At 52.1% G+C, this 15,783-nt stretch carries 15 protein-coding genes; 5 read left to right on the top strand and 10 right to left on the bottom strand.

The annotated features are described in order from the left end of the window. Positions 1-63 precede the first annotated feature (63 nt). The 3 genes from ileS to murJ form a co-directional block, all read right to left on the bottom strand. Positions 64-2,892, bottom strand: a complete 2,829-nt coding sequence (ileS, locus tag ACKC9G_RS08700) for an isoleucine--tRNA ligase (RefSeq protein WP_411404554.1) — start codon at positions 2,890-2,892, stop codon at positions 64-66. Positions 2,893-2,917: 25 nt separating this feature from the next. Beyond that, positions 2,918-3,856, bottom strand: a complete 939-nt coding sequence (gene ribF, locus ACKC9G_RS08695; protein ID WP_411404553.1) for a bifunctional riboflavin kinase/FAD synthetase — start codon at positions 3,854-3,856, stop codon at positions 2,918-2,920. A 70-nt stretch (positions 3,857-3,926) separates the two neighbouring features. Continuing rightward, positions 3,927-5,498, bottom strand: coding sequence for a murein biosynthesis integral membrane protein MurJ (gene murJ / locus ACKC9G_RS08690; RefSeq protein WP_411404552.1), 1,572 nt, complete (start codon positions 5,496-5,498; stop codon positions 3,927-3,929). A gap of 223 nt (positions 5,499-5,721) precedes the next feature. Between murJ and rpsT the strand changes: the two genes are divergently transcribed. Next, positions 5,722-5,994, top strand: a complete 273-nt coding sequence (gene rpsT, locus ACKC9G_RS08685; RefSeq protein WP_411404551.1) for a 30S ribosomal protein S20 — start codon at positions 5,722-5,724, stop codon at positions 5,992-5,994. A gap of 138 nt (positions 5,995-6,132) precedes the next feature. Here the strand turns inward: rpsT and proB are convergent, their stop codons facing one another. From proB to rplU, 4 genes are all read right to left on the bottom strand, one after another. After that, complete coding sequence (gene proB / locus ACKC9G_RS08680) at positions 6,133-7,257, bottom strand: glutamate 5-kinase (protein WP_411404600.1); 1,125 nt, start codon at positions 7,255-7,257, stop codon at positions 6,133-6,135. A gap of 6 nt (positions 7,258-7,263) precedes the next feature. Then, on the bottom strand, positions 7,264-8,460 hold the full coding sequence (cgtA, locus tag ACKC9G_RS08675; protein ID WP_411404550.1) for an Obg family GTPase CgtA: 1,197 nt from the start codon (positions 8,458-8,460) through the stop codon (positions 7,264-7,266). A gap of 90 nt (positions 8,461-8,550) precedes the next feature. Beyond that, positions 8,551-8,808: a 50S ribosomal protein L27 gene (rpmA, locus tag ACKC9G_RS08670; RefSeq protein ID WP_411404549.1), complete on the bottom strand. Its 258-nt coding sequence runs from the start codon at positions 8,806-8,808 to the stop codon at positions 8,551-8,553. Positions 8,809-8,833: 25 nt separating this feature from the next. Next, entirely contained in the window at positions 8,834-9,145 is a 312-nt protein-coding gene (rplU, locus tag ACKC9G_RS08665) for a 50S ribosomal protein L21 (protein ID WP_411404548.1), read from the bottom strand. A gap of 237 nt (positions 9,146-9,382) precedes the next feature. Between rplU and ispB the strand changes: the two genes are divergently transcribed. The 3 genes from ispB to fabB all read left to right on the top strand — a co-directional run bounded on the left by ispB (position 9,383) and on the right by fabB (position 12,309). Beyond that, positions 9,383-10,351 carry an octaprenyl diphosphate synthase gene (gene ispB / locus ACKC9G_RS08660; RefSeq protein ID WP_411404547.1) on the top strand — a complete coding sequence of 323 codons (969 nt, stop codon included), beginning with the start codon at positions 9,383-9,385 and terminating at the stop codon, positions 10,349-10,351. A gap of 168 nt (positions 10,352-10,519) precedes the next feature. Then, on the top strand, positions 10,520-11,035 hold the full coding sequence (gene fabA / locus ACKC9G_RS08655) for a 3-hydroxyacyl-[acyl-carrier-protein] dehydratase FabA (RefSeq protein ID WP_411404546.1): 516 nt from the start codon (positions 10,520-10,522) through the stop codon (positions 11,033-11,035). 56 nt (positions 11,036-11,091) lie between these two features. Then, positions 11,092-12,309: a beta-ketoacyl-ACP synthase I gene (gene fabB, locus ACKC9G_RS08650; protein ID WP_411404545.1), complete on the top strand. Its 1,218-nt coding sequence runs from the start codon at positions 11,092-11,094 to the stop codon at positions 12,307-12,309. A 93-nt stretch (positions 12,310-12,402) separates the two neighbouring features. On the opposite strand, the gene ACKC9G_RS08645 is transcribed toward fabB, so the two are convergent. Together ACKC9G_RS08645 and ACKC9G_RS08640 are read right to left on the bottom strand one after the other, a co-directional pair. Further along, positions 12,403-13,137: a lysophospholipid acyltransferase family protein gene (locus ACKC9G_RS08645; protein WP_411404544.1), complete on the bottom strand. Its 735-nt coding sequence runs from the start codon at positions 13,135-13,137 to the stop codon at positions 12,403-12,405. Continuing rightward, positions 13,137-14,285 (bottom strand): 1-acyl-sn-glycerol-3-phosphate acyltransferase, encoded by a 1,149-nt coding sequence (locus tag ACKC9G_RS08640; RefSeq protein ID WP_411404543.1) that lies wholly within the window; start codon positions 14,283-14,285, stop codon positions 13,137-13,139. Before ACKC9G_RS08640 ends, ACKC9G_RS08645 begins: the two co-directional genes overlap by 1 nt. Before the next feature lie 206 nt (positions 14,286-14,491). On the opposite strand from ACKC9G_RS08640, the gene ACKC9G_RS08635 reads away from it, so the two are divergent. Further along, positions 14,492-14,875 carry a SirB2 family protein gene (locus ACKC9G_RS08635; protein ID WP_411404542.1) on the top strand — a complete coding sequence of 128 codons (384 nt, stop codon included), beginning with the start codon at positions 14,492-14,494 and terminating at the stop codon, positions 14,873-14,875. On the opposite strand, the gene ACKC9G_RS08630 is transcribed toward ACKC9G_RS08635, so the two are convergent. Further along, a complete protein-coding gene (locus tag ACKC9G_RS08630; protein WP_411404541.1) occupies positions 14,876-15,763 on the bottom strand; it encodes an SDR family oxidoreductase in 888 nt (295 codons plus the stop codon). Between the last annotated feature and the right edge of the window lie 20 nt (positions 15,764-15,783).

Here is a 15,783-nt window from a genome sequence, read left to right as displayed (position 1 = left end):
GTATAAAGCCCTCTAAACAAAAGCGCCCTAAGGCGCTTTTGTCATATTGCTCACTGAACACCATCAGGCAAACTGACGGACTTCACCTTGGCCATCTACGTTTTCAACACAACGACCACAGAGATCATCATGCCCGGCATGCTGACCAACATCAGGACGATGGTGCCAGCAGCGGCCGCATTTTGCGTACTCAGAAGCATGAACTTCTACTTTGAGACCTTTTAGCTCACTTTGAACCGCTTCGGCGGGAGCCGAAGCAAGCTCAGCAACGCTCGCCTCTGACGTCAGAGTGACAAAGCGCAGTTCAGACCCCAGTACTGACAGCGCCTGCAACAAATCACCCTCACAGAACAGCGCCACCTCAGCAGACAAACCATTCTTGATCAGCCCTTGATTACGGGCATTTTCCAGCTCTTTGTTGACCGCCTGCTTGGCCTCAAGAATCAGCTCCCACTGAGCAGGAGTAATAGTATCCTGCTCACTTAAGCGGAAGAGCCCCTGATACCAGCTTTCAAGATGCACAGACTCGCCACGCTGACCAGGCATTAGCTGCCAGATTTCCTCTGCTGTGAAGCTCAGGATAGGAGCAACCCAACGCACTAGCGCTTCTGCAATATGGAACAAAGCAGTCTGGGCAGAGCGACGCGCCAACGAGTCCGCCTGCGTGGTGTACTGGCGATCCTTAATGATATCCAGATAAAAGGAGCCCAGATCCAGCGAGCAGAAGTGATGCACTTTTTGGTAAATGTTCAGGAACTGATACTGCTCATAGGCCTGATGCACTTCATCCTGCAGCTGAGCAGCACGATCCACCACCCAACGGTCCAGCGCCAGCATGGACTCAGAGTCAACCAGATGCTGATCAGGCTCAAAACCAGCCAGGTTAGCCAGCAGGAAACGCGCCGTGTTACGGATACGACGATAGGAGTCAGCGGTACGCTTCAGAATCTCCTCAGACACCGCCATGTCACCGCTGTAGTCAGTTGCAGACACCCACAAGCGCAGAATATCCGCACCATACTTATTCATTACATCCTGAGGAGATACCGTATTCCCCAGAGATTTAGACATCTTGCGGCCATCCTGATCCACGGTAAAACCATGGGTCAACAGCGCTTTATAAGGAGCGTGACCATCAATAGCACACCCAGTCAGCAATGAGGAATGGAACCAGCCACGATGCTGATCCGACCCTTCCAGATACAGGTCTGCGCGTGGCCCCTGATCATGACCCAGCGGGTGCGAGCCCCGCAGCACATGCCAGTGAGTAGTCCCTGAGTCGAACCAGACATCCAGAGTATCGGAAATCTTGTCGTACTGAGCAGCCTCTTCACCCAGAAGCTCTTGCGCCTCCAGCTTAAACCAGCCCTCAATACCCTCTTTTTCCACACGCTGCGCAACCAGCTCCATCAACTCCGTAGTGCGAGGATGAAGCTCGCCCGTTTCCTTATGCAGGAAAAATGGAATAGGCACACCCCAATTTCGCTGACGGGAAATACACCAGTCCGGACGATTGGCAATCATGCTTTGCAGGCGGGGCTTACCCCAGGAAGGCACAAACTGAGTTTGTTCAATAGCGGACAGCGCGCGCTCACGAAGGGTATCCCCCTCTGTTGAGTCCTTATCCATACCGATAAACCACTGTGCCGTTGCACGGTAGATCACGGGAGACTTATGACGCCAACAATGCATGTAACTGTGCGTAATAGTTTTATGCGCCAGTAGCGCACCCACTTCCTGCAGCTTTTCAACGATCACTGGATTCGCTTTCCAGATCATCATTCCGCCAAAGAAAGGTAACGACTCAACATACACCCCATTCCCCTGTACCGGATTAAGGATGTCATCATTAGTCATGCCGTAACGCTTACAGGAATGGAAGTCATCCTCGCCATAGGCCGGCGCAGAGTGAACAATACCGGTACCCGCATCCACCTCAACATAATCAGCCAGATACATCGGCGATTGACGATCATAGAAAGGATGGCTGAATTTGATCAGCTCCAGCGCCTCACCCTTACAGCTGGCCACAGCCTGCCCCTCAAGACTGTACCGCTCAAGGCAGCTTTCAATCAGCGCCGTTGCCAGCAGCAGATATTTTTCGCCCACATCCACCAGCGAGTAGCTGTGTTCAGGATGCGCATTCAGCGCCTGGTTGGCAGGAATGGTCCAGGGCGTAGTTGTCCAGATAACCACCTGAACCGGCTTGTCCAGGGATACACCAAAAGCAGCCTCCAGCTTCTCCGGCTCAGCGCAAACGAAACCAACGTCGATAGTGGTCGACTTCTTGTCCGCGTACTCAACCTCAGCCTCAGCCAGAGCAGACCCACAGTCAAAACACCAGTTAACCGGCTTTAGGCCTTTGAAGACCATCCCGTTATCTACGATACGAGATAGCGCACGAATCTCATTGGCCTCGTTGGAGAAATCCATGGTTTTGTAGGGACGTTCCCATTCGCCAAAAACTCCCAGACGAATGAAATCTTTTTTCTGACCTTCGATCTGCTCGGAAGCGTATTCACGGCAAAGCTCACGCGCCTTATCAGCGGCCAAATGCTTGCCATGAGTAGTTTCAACCTTGTGCTCAATCGGCAACCCATGACAATCCCAGCCAGGCACATAAGGAGCATCAAACCCCATCATGGTCCGGGACTTGATAATCATATCCTTCAGGATCTTATTGACCGCATGCCCGATATGAATATTACCGTTCGCATAAGGAGGGCCATCATGCAGAATAAAACGGTCACGACCTTCGCTAATCGCACGAATCTTGCCGTACAGATCAATCGTCTGCCAGCGCTCCAGCATTTCAGGCTCACGCTGAGCCAGGCCTGCTTTCATCGGAAACTTGGTTTCCGGAAGATTCAGTGTGCTTTTATAGTCAGTCATTGGGCATTTTACTCAGGCTGAAAGTCTATTTCGTGCTTCCATGGCACTCAAACCAAGAACGGGCTTGAGCGATATCCAGTGAAATCTGTGTTTTCAGGGCATCCAGACCATCAAATCGCTGCTCTGAACGCAAAAAGTGGCGAAACACAACATTAATGTGACGCCCATACAGGTTGCCGGTGTAATCCAGCAAATGAACTTCGAGAGAGGCATGCTGACCATTCACGGTAGGACGCGTACCAATGTTGGCAACGCCCTGCACCCACTCCCCGTTGATGTCAGCTTCAACAGCATATACGCCAACCAAGGCAGGCTTTTTGCCTTTGAGCCCAACATTCGCAGTTGGCACGCCAATGGTTCTTCCCAGCTGGCGGCCATATTCGACACGCCCACTGATACTGTAATCCCGCCCCAGTAAGCGAGCGGCCTCACCCAACTCACCCAAGGCAAGCAGTTCTCGAATTCTGGAGCTACTTACGCGAGCAGCCGACTGAGTGAAAGTATCGGTACTAACCACCTCGAAGCCGCGAGAATCGCCAACCTGCTTGAGAAGTGAAAAGTCACCCGCGCGATCACAACCAAAACGGAAGTCGTCACCAACAACGAAGTGCCTGACCGACAACCCTTCCAGTAATACCGCATTTACAAAGGCTAATGCAGGTAATGCTTGTAAACGAGGATTAAAAGGCAGACATAAAATCGCATCCATACCTGCAGAGTCCAGATAACGGACTTTATCTCGCAGGCGGCTCAGACGAGCAGGTGCAGTCTCTGGAGCAAAAAACTCTCTTGGCTGTGGTTCAAACACAATAACCAGCGATGGAACATGCAACCGGCTTGCCGCCGCCTTAACATGCGCCAATACCTGCTGATGCCCGAGATGAACGCCATCGAAATTACCGATTGTCGCAGCACATCCACGAAAGCGATCAGACAAATTATGTAAGCCGCGGATTAACTCCATTGTGTGAGGAACTACCACCCAGTTCTGCAAAGCCACGCATTATATAGCAGCTTGACACAGCAAACCATGACTAGGCTGAGGCTCGAAGATGCCGTACCCGCAATCCCGACGCAAAAACCACTACCAGATAGAGAACAACCGCTACCACGATAATCAAAGCCATATGCCAAATTCGCTGCACTGTAGACCAGCCAAACCAGTTGTTTTCAGCAGGAACAAGGAAATACAAAAATGCTATTAGCGCTACATTCGCCATCAACAGCATAAAGCCGCGCTTAAACCAGCCCTCATGACGATGAAGCACACCAGCCTTCTTCAACCCCCAGGCAAGCAAACCTGCATTAAGAAACGCAGATATGGAAGTTGCCAAGGCCAATCCTGCATGAGCCATAGGCCCAATCAACAGCAGATTAAGCACCATATTAGAAATCATTGCCACCATGCCAATCTTCACCGGCGTTTTCGTATCCTGCCGGGCATAAAATCCTGGTGCCAACACCTTAATCAGCATGAAGGCCAGCAGCCCGACGCTATAAGCGCGAAGACTCTGCGCACTCATAGCAATGTCATGCTCGGTCAGCGCACCGTAATGGAATAGAGTAATAAGCAGAGGCTCTGCCAGCATCCCCAAAGCCAGCGCTGCCGGAATACCAATCAGCAGCACCATAAAGATCGCCCAGTCCAGCGTTCGTGAGAATTGCTCCGCTGACTTGCCAGCATGATGGCGAGAGAGGCTCGGCAGAATCACCGTAGCAATGGCAATACCAAAAACACCTAAAGGCAGTTCGGACAACCGGTCCGAATAATAAAGCCAGGACACACTGCCTGTTTGCAGAAAAGAAGCCAGCACCGTATCCAGCAGCAGATTAATCTGACTCACCGAGACACCAAAAAGCGCCGGGAGCATTAGCCGCAGGATTTTGATAACACCGCTGTGTTTAAAATCAACAACAGGCACAGGCAACAGACCCAGACGATAAAGAAACGGCATCTGGAAAGTGAATTGCACAATACCTGCGACCAACACCCCCCATGCCAGAGCCATGACAGGCTCATTCAAACGCGGAGCCAGCCATAAGGCAGTGGCTATCATCACCAGATTTAACCAAATTGGCGTAAACGCAGGCACTGCAAAACGTTTATAGGCATTAAGAATACTGCCCGCGAAGGCCGTCAGAGAAATAAGTAATAAATACGGAAAGGTAATTCGCAGCATACTGACCGCGAGATCAAACTTGTCTGGCTCAGCATGAAAACCCGGAGCAAACACCCAAGCCACAAAACGAGCACCTCCTATGGCAAACAACGTAACCACCAGCAAAGAGACACCCAGAACACCTGAAACAGCATTGATAAGGCGCTTAACCTCTTCTTTGGTCGCGTTGGTCTGATAGTCCGCAAGCACAGGAACAAAAGCCTGATTAAATGCACCTTCAGCAAAGAGGCGGCGTAAGAAGTTGGGAATTTTGAAGGCAACAAAAAACGCATCAGCACCCGCTCCGGCACCAAAAGCACTGGCAATGACAATATCCCTGATAAGCCCCATTACTCGGGACAGTAATGTCATTACGCTGACGACGGCACTGCTGCGTAACAACCCAACAACTTTCGCCTCTTTAGTGCCAGACTCTGCTTTTCCCATAGCAACCTTCAAAAAACCCTGTATTATCGTCACCGTCCTGACGGAGCTAAGCCCCGGACGACACGACAGGCATCATACGCCAACGCGAAATAAATAGGATGTCTGACACACAAAGAAAAATGAGCCCGAAAGTGGTTGACTTCTAAACAGTCACCAAGGATAATTTCGGGCCTTCAAATTGGCATAAATACACCCTTTTCTTGAATTCTCGAGGAGCCGGATTGTGGCAAATTCCGCAGGATCTAAAAAGCGTGCACGTCAGGCCGAGAAGCATCGTCAGCACAACGCTAGCATGCGCTCCATGGCACGCACCTATCTGAAGAAAGTAACCAAAGCTATCGAAGCGGGCGACACCGAAGGCGCCAAAGCCGCCTATCAGGTTGCTATCCCCGTTCTGGATCGCGCTGCTGACAAAGGCCTGTTCCACAAGAACAAAGCTGCACGTCATAAGAGCCGTCTGAATGCAGCAATCAAGAACCTGGCTGTAGCAGCCTAAGTTCTGATCAAGCATTAAGATCTCGTAATAAAACCGGCTAATGCCGGTTTTATTGTTTCTGGCAAAAGCAACTTGCATAACGCCAGACACAAAAAAGCCCGATTTCTATCGGGCTTTTTTCATATACCACGCAACAAACTAAGCCAATACAAGATTATCCCGATGCACTAACTCAGGCTCCGCACTGTAGCCCAACACATCCAGAATCTCCCGCGTCGAATGACCAATAATCTGCCTTGCCTCATCGGCAGAATAACCCACCAACCCTCGCGCCACGACATCTCCCTGCTCATTAACACAGAGAACCATCTCCCCCCGCGAGAAGTCGCCATCCACCGCCTTAACCCCAACAGGCAAGAGACTCACGCCATCATTACGAAGGGCAACCACCGCTCCCGGATCCAAGACAAGCTTGCCACGCGCTTGAAGATGACCCGCCAACCACTGCTTTCGAGCCGCCTGTGGAGACTGATCAGAGACCAGCATTGTCCCCAAACCTTCACCCTTGCGTAAACGAAGCAAAACATCCGACTCTCGCCCGCTAACAATCACCGTGGCCGCTCCGGAACGAGCCGCCACCTTCGCAGCACGCACCTTGGTCAACATACCACCACGCCCAAGGCGACCACCGCCACCAGCAATCATCTCAAGACTTTCATCACCCGCCATCGCCTCACTAATCAGCGTTGCCGAGGGATCCTTGCGCGGATCAGCAGTAAACAACCCCTTCTGATCCGTCAAAATAATGAGCACATCAGCCACGATCAGGTTAGCAACCAGCGCTCCGAGCGTATCATTATCCCCAAAGGCAATCTCACTGGTGATAACAGTGTCATTCTCATTCACTACCGGCACCACACCCCAATCAACAAGACCACGCAGCGTACTGCGCGCATTGAGATAGCGAGTACGATGGGATAAGTCATCATGAGTCATCAATACCTGAGCAGTATGCAAACCATGGCGCGCAAAGCTGGACTCCCACACCTGCACCAAGCCCATCTGCCCTACAGCAGCCGCAGCCTGAAGCTGGAAAAGCTCACGCGGTCGCTCCTTGAGACCAAGGCGACTCATTCCAGCCGCAACAGCGCCGGACGACACCAGCACCACTTCGATACCTTCTTTCTTTAACGCTGCCAGCTGATCAACCCAGCCATTAATCGCCACCTCATCAAGGCCACGACCATCATTCGTCAATAAAGAGCTACCGATCTTGACCACCCAACGCTTAGACCGGGCGAGCTTACCGCGCTTATCCACTATGACTCCTTAACGCACATACTCCACTTCGACGTCGTAATCATCATCATCGAAGTCATCATCATCGAAGTCATCATCAACCACATCCTGCTTACGCTTACGGCGCAGAGCATCAATGCGCTGACGCGCTTCGCTTTCAACCTGAACTCGCTCTTCTGCTCGCTGCTGAACCAGCTCAGGCTGCTCATCCTCCAGCAGATTCTGCTCGTCAATCCAACTCATAATGTCATGAGTGAGCGGCGAAGTTCCGTCTGCATTCACCGCCGAAATACGATAGACAGGGCCCTGCCAATCAAGCGCCTCAACGACGGCACGACAGCGCTCATCACGCTCTTCAGCAGGCACCATATCGAGCTTATTCAACACCAACCAGCGCTCACGCTGAGCCAGTGTCGGGCTAAACTTTCCGAGCTCACTGACAATAACCTGCGCAGCCTCAGCCGGAGTCTGCTCATCCCAGGGCGCCATGTCCACGATATGCAAAAGCAAACGGGTACGCGCCAGATGCTTAAGAAAGCGAATACCAAGACCCGCCCCCTCTGAAGCCCCTTCGATCAAGCCAGGAATATCAGCAATAACGAAACTGCGATGTTTCTGAATACGAACCACACCCAGATTCGGTACCAGCGTGGTAAAGGGATAGTCAGCCACTTTCGGCTTAGCAGCAGACACAGAGCGAATAAAGGTCGACTTACCCGCATTGGGCAACCCTAGCAAACCAACGTCCGCGAGCACTTTAAGCTCCAGCTTGACGTTACGACTCTCACCCGGCGTGCCATTAGTTGTCTGACGCGGAGCCTGATTCACACTGGACTTGAAGCGAGCATTACCCAGCCCGCGATAACCACCCTGAACCACCTTGATACGGTCACCATGACGCACCAGGTCACCCAGCACCTCTTCAGTGTCCTCATCAATAATCGAAGTCCCCACAGGCACCCTGATTACCAGGTCATCACCCGCCTTACCTGTACAATCCTTACCCTGACCAGGTTGACCATTCTCCGCCTTGTACTGACGCACAAAACGAAAATCCACCAGCGTGTTCAGGTTGTCATCAGCCTCCATCCAGACTGACCCACCATGACCACCATCACCCCCATCAGGACCACCGTTGGGAATAAACTTCTCCCGACGAAAGCTCATACAGCCATTACCGCCCTTTCCGGCCTCGACGACGATGCTGGCTTCATCTACGAATTTCATGTCTCACCTCTATCAGTAACCCACCGCTTATGCGAAGAAAAAAAAAGCCCCGCCAATGGCAGAGCTTTTTTCCGTCCGCAGAGCGGGCTATCAAGCAGCCACGATAGAAACGTATTTACGTTTCTTAGGACCCTTGACTTCAAATTTGACCACACCATCCGCCTTAGCGAACAGAGTAAAGTCTTTACCACAACCAACGTTCTCACCTGGGTGGAACTGGGTGCCACGCTGACGAACAATGATGTTGCCTGCGTCTACCAGCTGACCACCAAAGCGCTTGACGCCAAGGCGTTTACTTTCGGAATCGCGACCGTTACGCGAACTACCAGCGGCCTTCTTGTGAGCCATATTTCAATCCTCCGATAATCAGCGCTTAGGCGTTGATGCCAGTGATTTTCACCTCAGTGAACCACTGACGGTGACCGATGCGCTTCATGTGATGCTTACGGCGGCGGAACTTGATAGAAGTTACCTTCTCGCCACGACCGTGAGATACGACTTCAGCGCTAACTACAGCGCCGCCAACAACCGGAGCACCGATTTTGACGTCGTCGCCATTGGCAACCAGCAGCACTTTATCAAACTCGATATTAGCACCAACTTCAGCAGTCAGTTTTTCGAGTTTCAGAGTTTCACCGGCTTGTACCCGGTACTGTTTGCCGCCGCTTACGATAACTGCGTACATTGCTTTCTCCATGGTTAGCCTACCCGGCTACTAAGGGAAACCTACTTCTAATGGAAACACCATATGGTAGGGAGCGATTTCGGGCAGGTTTAAGGCGCAGAATTTTACGCAATCAGCCGTTTTTACGCAAGCGAAGTTTCAAACTCGCAAAAACTTTCTTTCCCACGCCAGACGCGGCTTGACAGGGTATGACCCCCTTCCTAGCATGAGGTCAATTTTTGGGACCGACCAACACACATGCAATCTCAACCTTTACACGCTGTTGTTGCGGACGACTTTAGCGCCGTCAACCAGTGCATACTTGAGCACCTCCACTCCGATGTGGCATTGGTTCAGACCATTGGCCATTACATCATCAATAGCGGCGGCAAGCGTGTGCGCCCGCTTCTGGCCCTGCTGACAGCGAAAGCCCTTAACTATGCAGGCGACCAGCACATCCCCATGGCGGCGGTTATTGAGTTTATCCATACCGCGACACTACTCCACGACGATGTCGTTGACACTTCCGAGATGCGCCGTGGCCGCCCTACCGCCAATGCAGAGTGGGGGAACGCTCCAAGCGTACTGGTCGGAGACTTCCTATATTCACGCTCATTCCAGATGCTGGTCGCGATTGGCGACATGGATGTGATGCGCACACTGTCCCACGCCACCAATATTATTGCCGAAGGCGAAGTACTGCAGCTTTTAAACTGCAACAACCCGGATACAACGGAAGAGGATTACATGCGCGTAATCCACGGCAAGACAGCCATGCTGTTTGAGGCCAGCTCTTTATCTGCAGCTTATCTGGCTAACGCCACTCCTGAATGCCGTGAGGCAATGGCCCTGTATGGTCGCCACATTGGCGCCGCCTTCCAACTTGCCGACGATCTTCTGGACTACACCGGTAACGCTGAGGAAATGGGCAAGAACGTTGGTGATGATCTTGCCGAAGGCAAACCCACTTTGCCGTTGATTTATGCGATTGCCAATGCACCTGAAGCACAGGCAAAGCTTATTCGCGAAGCCATTGAGCATGGCGGACTTGATCATCTTGAGGAGATCACCGCCTGCGTTCGCGATTGCGGCGCTCTCGACTACACCATCCAAAAGGCTGAACAGGAGAGCGATGCTGCGATCGCCTGCCTGACACACCTCCCCGACTCCCCTTACAAGAATGCCATGCGCGAACTGGCTATTGCCGCTGTCAAACGCAGCAAGTAATCCAGCTGCAGACCGCGCCGCGGTCTGCAACTTTAGGCAATGTTCAGCACCTGCCCCTGCCATCCAAGCCATGAGATGTATATAATGGCCGATTAATTGTGGTTCAGCGCGGCCAGAGTGCTGCGATTCTCCACCGATTTTGTTGCCAGGAATGGATAGATAACTTCGATGACAAGACCCTCCTCCTTTACTCGTGAAGAGCTGCTGCAGTGTGGCTACGGTGAAATGTTTGGCCCAGGCAATGCACAGCTGCCCGTCGGAAATATGCTGATGCTGGATCGCATCACCCATATCTCTGAAGTGGGTGGTGAATACGGCAAGGGCGAGATTGTTGCCGAACTCGATATCAGTCCTGACCAGTGGTTCTTCCAGTGCCATTTCCCTGGCGATCCTGTTATGCCTGGCTGCCTGGGTCTGGATGCCATGTGGCAAATCGTTGGCTTCTTCCTCGCCTGGAAAGGCAACCCCGGTCGCGGTCGCGCTCTGGGCGCCGGTGAAGTCCGCTTCTCGGGCCAGGTTCTGCCAACTGCAAAAACAGTAACCTATCGCCTGAACCTGAAGCGCGTTATTGAGCGCAAGCTGGTAATGGGTATTGCTGATGGCACCATGTATGTTGATGGTCGTGAGATTTACTCTGCAAAGGATTTGCGCGTCGGCCTGTTTACCACTACAGACCAATTTTAAGATTCTGATCCGATTGCGTTCGGACTAAGTTCATTGACTTTAAAGAGGGCACTCTGATGCGACGCGTTGTTGTCACCGGAATGGGTATCGTGTCCTGCCTCGGGAACGATAAGGCTACAGTCCTGGAATCACTTCGCCAGGGCCGTTCCGGTATTAGCTTTCAACCTGACTACGCTGAGCGCGGCTTTCGCAGCCATGTTGCCGGCGATCCTCAGGTTAACCTTGATGAAGCCATTGATCGCAAGCTTCGCCGCTTTATGGGCGATGCTGCGGGCTACAGTTATCTGGCAATGGCTCAGGCCATTGAAGACGCTGGTCTGGCACCCGAGCTGGTTTCCAGCGACCGCACAGGTCTGATCGCAGGATCGGGCGGCGCCTCCTCTGCAAACATTGTTGAGTCTGCAGACCTCGCTCGCGAGAAAGGTGTTCGTAAGGTTGGCCCCTATCGTGTCACTCGCACCATGGGCAGTACGGTGTCCGCTTGTCTTGCGACCCCGTTCAAGATTCGTGGCGTGAACTATTCTATTACCTCTGCCTGTGCGACCAGCGCGCACTGCATTGGTAATGCGATGGAGCTGATCCAACTTGGCAAGCAGGATGTGATTTTTGCTGGCGGTGGCGAAGAGTTGAACTGGGCTCAGACGGTTCTGTTTGATGCCATGGGCGCGCTTTCCACCAAATATAACGAAACTCCGGAGAAAGCCTCCCGCGCTTACGATAGCGAGCGTGATGGTTTTGTTATCGCCGGTGGCGGCGGCATGCTGGTTCTAGAAGAACTGGAGCACGCCAAGGCCCGCGGCGCAAAAATCTATGCAGAAGTGGTTGGCTATGGCGCAACTTCTGATGGCTACGATATGGTTGCTCCTTCTGGCGAAGGCGCACAACGCTGTATGCGCATGGCCATGCAGGATCTGACCGACGAGATTGACTACATCAACGCTCACGGCACCAGCACTCCTGTTGGCGACGTTGCCGAGATGAAGGCCGTACTGGAAGTGTTCGGAGACAAGATGCCTCCTGTCACCTCAACCAAATCACTGTCTGGACATTCTCTTGGCGCCGCTGGCGTTCAGGAAGCAATCTATAGCCTGCTGATGATGGAAAACAACTTTATCACTGGCAGCGCCAATATTGATGAAGTGGACCCGCAGCTCGCCGCTGCCAATATCCCTACCCAGCGTATTGATAACGCCAAGGTAGACTGCGTGATGTCTAACAGCTTTGGCTTTGGTGGCACCAACGCAACTCTGATCTTCCGTCGCTTTAATGGCTAATTAAGCTCAGAGTGATCATAAAAAAGGACAGCAAATGCTGTCCTTTTTTTATTTCGCCTTCCTGATCAGCCGCAACTATCCGCCTTTGCAAAGTTAACCAGGCAACTTCTGAGGCTGTTTCTCCATTTCAACCTGAACCCAGCTTACCGCCTCGGCGTGCACTTCGTCCGTCTTACGGCCCTCTGTAGCAATAGGCTGCCCGAAGCTTACGTAAATCGTTCCTGGGTATTTGATAAATCTTTTATTTGGCCAACAACTACCGGCATTGTGAGCAACGGGAATCAATGCTGCTGCGCTATTACACGCCAGCACCGTACCACTTTTGGAAAAGGTTCCCAGCTCGCCCGGATCCAACCGTGTTCCCTGAGGAAAAATTAGCAAACCCTCACCCTGCTCAAGACGCACCTTACCCTGTTTTAAAATCTGCTTCAGAGCGTTGGCTTTCTGGCTTCTATCAATTGCAATTGGACGCAACAAGCGCAACGCCCAGCCGAAGAAAGGGATGTTCAACAACTCTTTCTTGAGCACAGTCACCAGCGGTCGCTTCAACGTTTGCAGGTAGAAAGTCTCCCATTGGCTTTGATGGTTAGCCACCAACACGAAGGGACCATTATCAGGAATATTTTCCTGCCCCTGCACCACATAGCGCACACCACAACTCAATCGTAACCAGCGAATAAAAAACCGGTTAAACAAAACCACGAGTGGATGGCGATGCTTGTAAGGCACCCAGCAAAAACAGGTAACACAAATCAGCGAATAGCTGATGACGGAGGGAAAGTACACCAGATAAAACAAACACGTCCGCAAAAAGGCGATGAACTTCATTACGAGGCGGACTCCTTGGCTTCCAGCGCAGCAAGACGTCGTACCGGCGCCGCATACATTTCAAGAAAATACGCACGCTGAGCTTCATTCAAGGAAGACATACGCTCATCAAACTGCTGCTCCTGTGCAGCATCAACCTTACAGTCAACCTCCAGCCCAAGACGTCGTGCCGCCACATAGTTGGAGTCATGCAGCTGATACTGGCGCAGGATTTTTTCATCCAACAGCTCTGCTAATGCTTCAGCATTTTCAGGCGGCTCGGCAATCGGCTCACCGAAGGCAACCCGCACATGACCTTTATAGCCAACAATGCCGCGAACAATGCTCTGAATATCCTCAAACTGAGACTTTTCATAAGAACCATGCTCAGCCACGGCATGAAGCTCGCGCGCCATTTGCTGATCACAAGGGTTGTACTCATAGGAAATGCTGACAGGAACGATATGCAGCTTCTTCATGGCATCCGGGAACGCCATTTTTTCTTTTTTGCGGAACATGTAGAACATTTTGATGATGGCCGGATCCGTCACATCCTGCCCATCCTTGGCGCGACCTTCACGCTGAGCAATCCAGATGGAGTGGCCTTCACTAATTGATGTATCAATGTAATGACTCAGGGTCAGATAGGTAGCCATCATCTCACGCACGCCTTTCGCCGAGCGCTTGACGATAAAGCTCTTATTAAGGCGCATCAGGTCACTGACGTATTCTTTACGCAGCAGGTTATCACCAATGGCAATACGCACCGTCTCGTGGCCATTATGCCAAAGTGCAAAATTGACAAATGCCGGATCCATCGCAATATCACGATGATTGGAGACAAAGAGGTAGGCCTGATTAGGGTCCAGCTTATCGATACCGGTAATTTCCAGCCCACGAGTACTGTTATGGATCATCTTGTCCATGTAGTCCTCGACGACCTGCTGGAAGTCTTTGACAGAATCGATGCCACGCACCTGACGCTTCAGAGCAAAAGAAACCAGCGGGCGTAACGCCCAGCCAAAACTTCCATGAAGTCGGGGAAACTTGAAACGCACAATCGCATCAGTAAATTCACGATCGGACAGGATATGACTAAGAACACCCCTTACCTCGGCGTCTTCGTACGGACGAATATCCTGGAAGGCGTCATTCGACGATGAAGTCATCTTGCTCCTCATTAGTGTTTAACCGGCGCAGCTAGGCATCTCGCAGAATACCTGTCTTTGCGAAGGCGGCATTTTAAAGCAAAGCCCGGTTGAAGGCAGCCCCGTGATAGCGATCACCCCGGTTTTTGTTATTATCAGGCCACTTCAATGGCAGACAACTTCCATCAGAATGATGCTGCCATCTAACGATACCGCCGGGAGACTCTATGCTTTATCTTGCGTTCAAGCACATTCACGTCACTTTTGTGGCCCTGAGTATTGTGCTCTTCACCTTACGAGGCATTTGGATGCTGGCAGACTCTGCCGCATTGCAGAAGAAGTGGGTGCGCATTCTGCCCCACATCATTGATACCGGCTTACTGGTCAGCGCTATCGCCCTGCTCTTTATCATGAGCATCAACCCCTTTAGCGTGGGCTGGCTAACCGCCAAGATTATCGGTCTGGTGGTTTATATCGTACTTGGCACCATCGCACTGAAGCGCGGCAAAACCAAGCAGGTACGTGTATTTGCACTGGCACTCTGCTGGCTGGATCTGGCCTATATCGTTAGTGTGGCCATCACCAAAAACCCACTACCTTTTATCAGCTGATCAGATTACCGGGTCACACATTTCGGTCAGCATACCCTGCAGATACTGCCTCCAGGGACGCTGACCGATACCAAACACATAGCGAATTTTGCGACAGTCCAGCCGCGCCTGATTGGGTCTTGCCGGGATCGCACCAGGCTCCTGTGCAGCCTCGGCACCGATCAATTCATCGCAGGCAATCGCAATGTATTGTCGAGCCTGCGCCAGGATCGCCTCATAGAAACCATACTTACTGGTGTATTCGGCACTGGCGTAGTGGTAAGTACCCCACTCTTGCACGCCACAGGAAAGCTGCTGAAGAATTGCCGTTACTACCCGCGCCAGGTCTGAAACCGCAGTAGGCTGGCCAATGTGATCTACCAGCGCACGAATTTGCGGCTCAGTACGCGCCATTTGCAGAACCCGCGCAACTTCGCCCTGCTCATGGCCGCTAAACAGCCAGTGGGTACGCAGAATGATATGTCGCTGACAGTGACGACGAACACCTTCCTCACCCAACCACTTACTCTCTCCCAAGCGCCCCACAGGGCGAATCGGATCATCTTCTTTATACGGGCTGCTCTGCATGCCATCAAAAACCCAGCCACAGGAAAGGTGCAGTAAACCGATGCCGCGTGCTTGAGCAGCCGTCGCAAGGAAAGCCGGACCTTCCTGATTCACACGCCGGCAACGATCAGGAGACTGCTCTGAACTCGCCAGATCCGCCACGCCCGCAGCATTAACAATAAACGCAGGCTGAACGCGATCAAGCATGGCCTCAATCTGGGACAGATCGGCAATATCCAGCATCCGGTGCGATGCGGCCTCAACCACAAAACCCTGCTGCTTTAACTGGGAGACGATAGCGCTACCGGCCTGACCATAGGCCCCTGTGACTAGAACCTTCACTCACACTCCTCGGGAAGACC

It is taken from the genome of Pokkaliibacter sp. CJK22405 (genome assembly GCF_046614695.1).
In the GTDB taxonomy this organism is placed as follows: Bacteria; Pseudomonadota; Gammaproteobacteria; order Pseudomonadales; family Balneatricaceae; genus Pokkaliibacter.
Note: the sequence above shows the minus strand (reverse complement) of the source record. Positions and strands in the feature narration are given on the sequence as shown.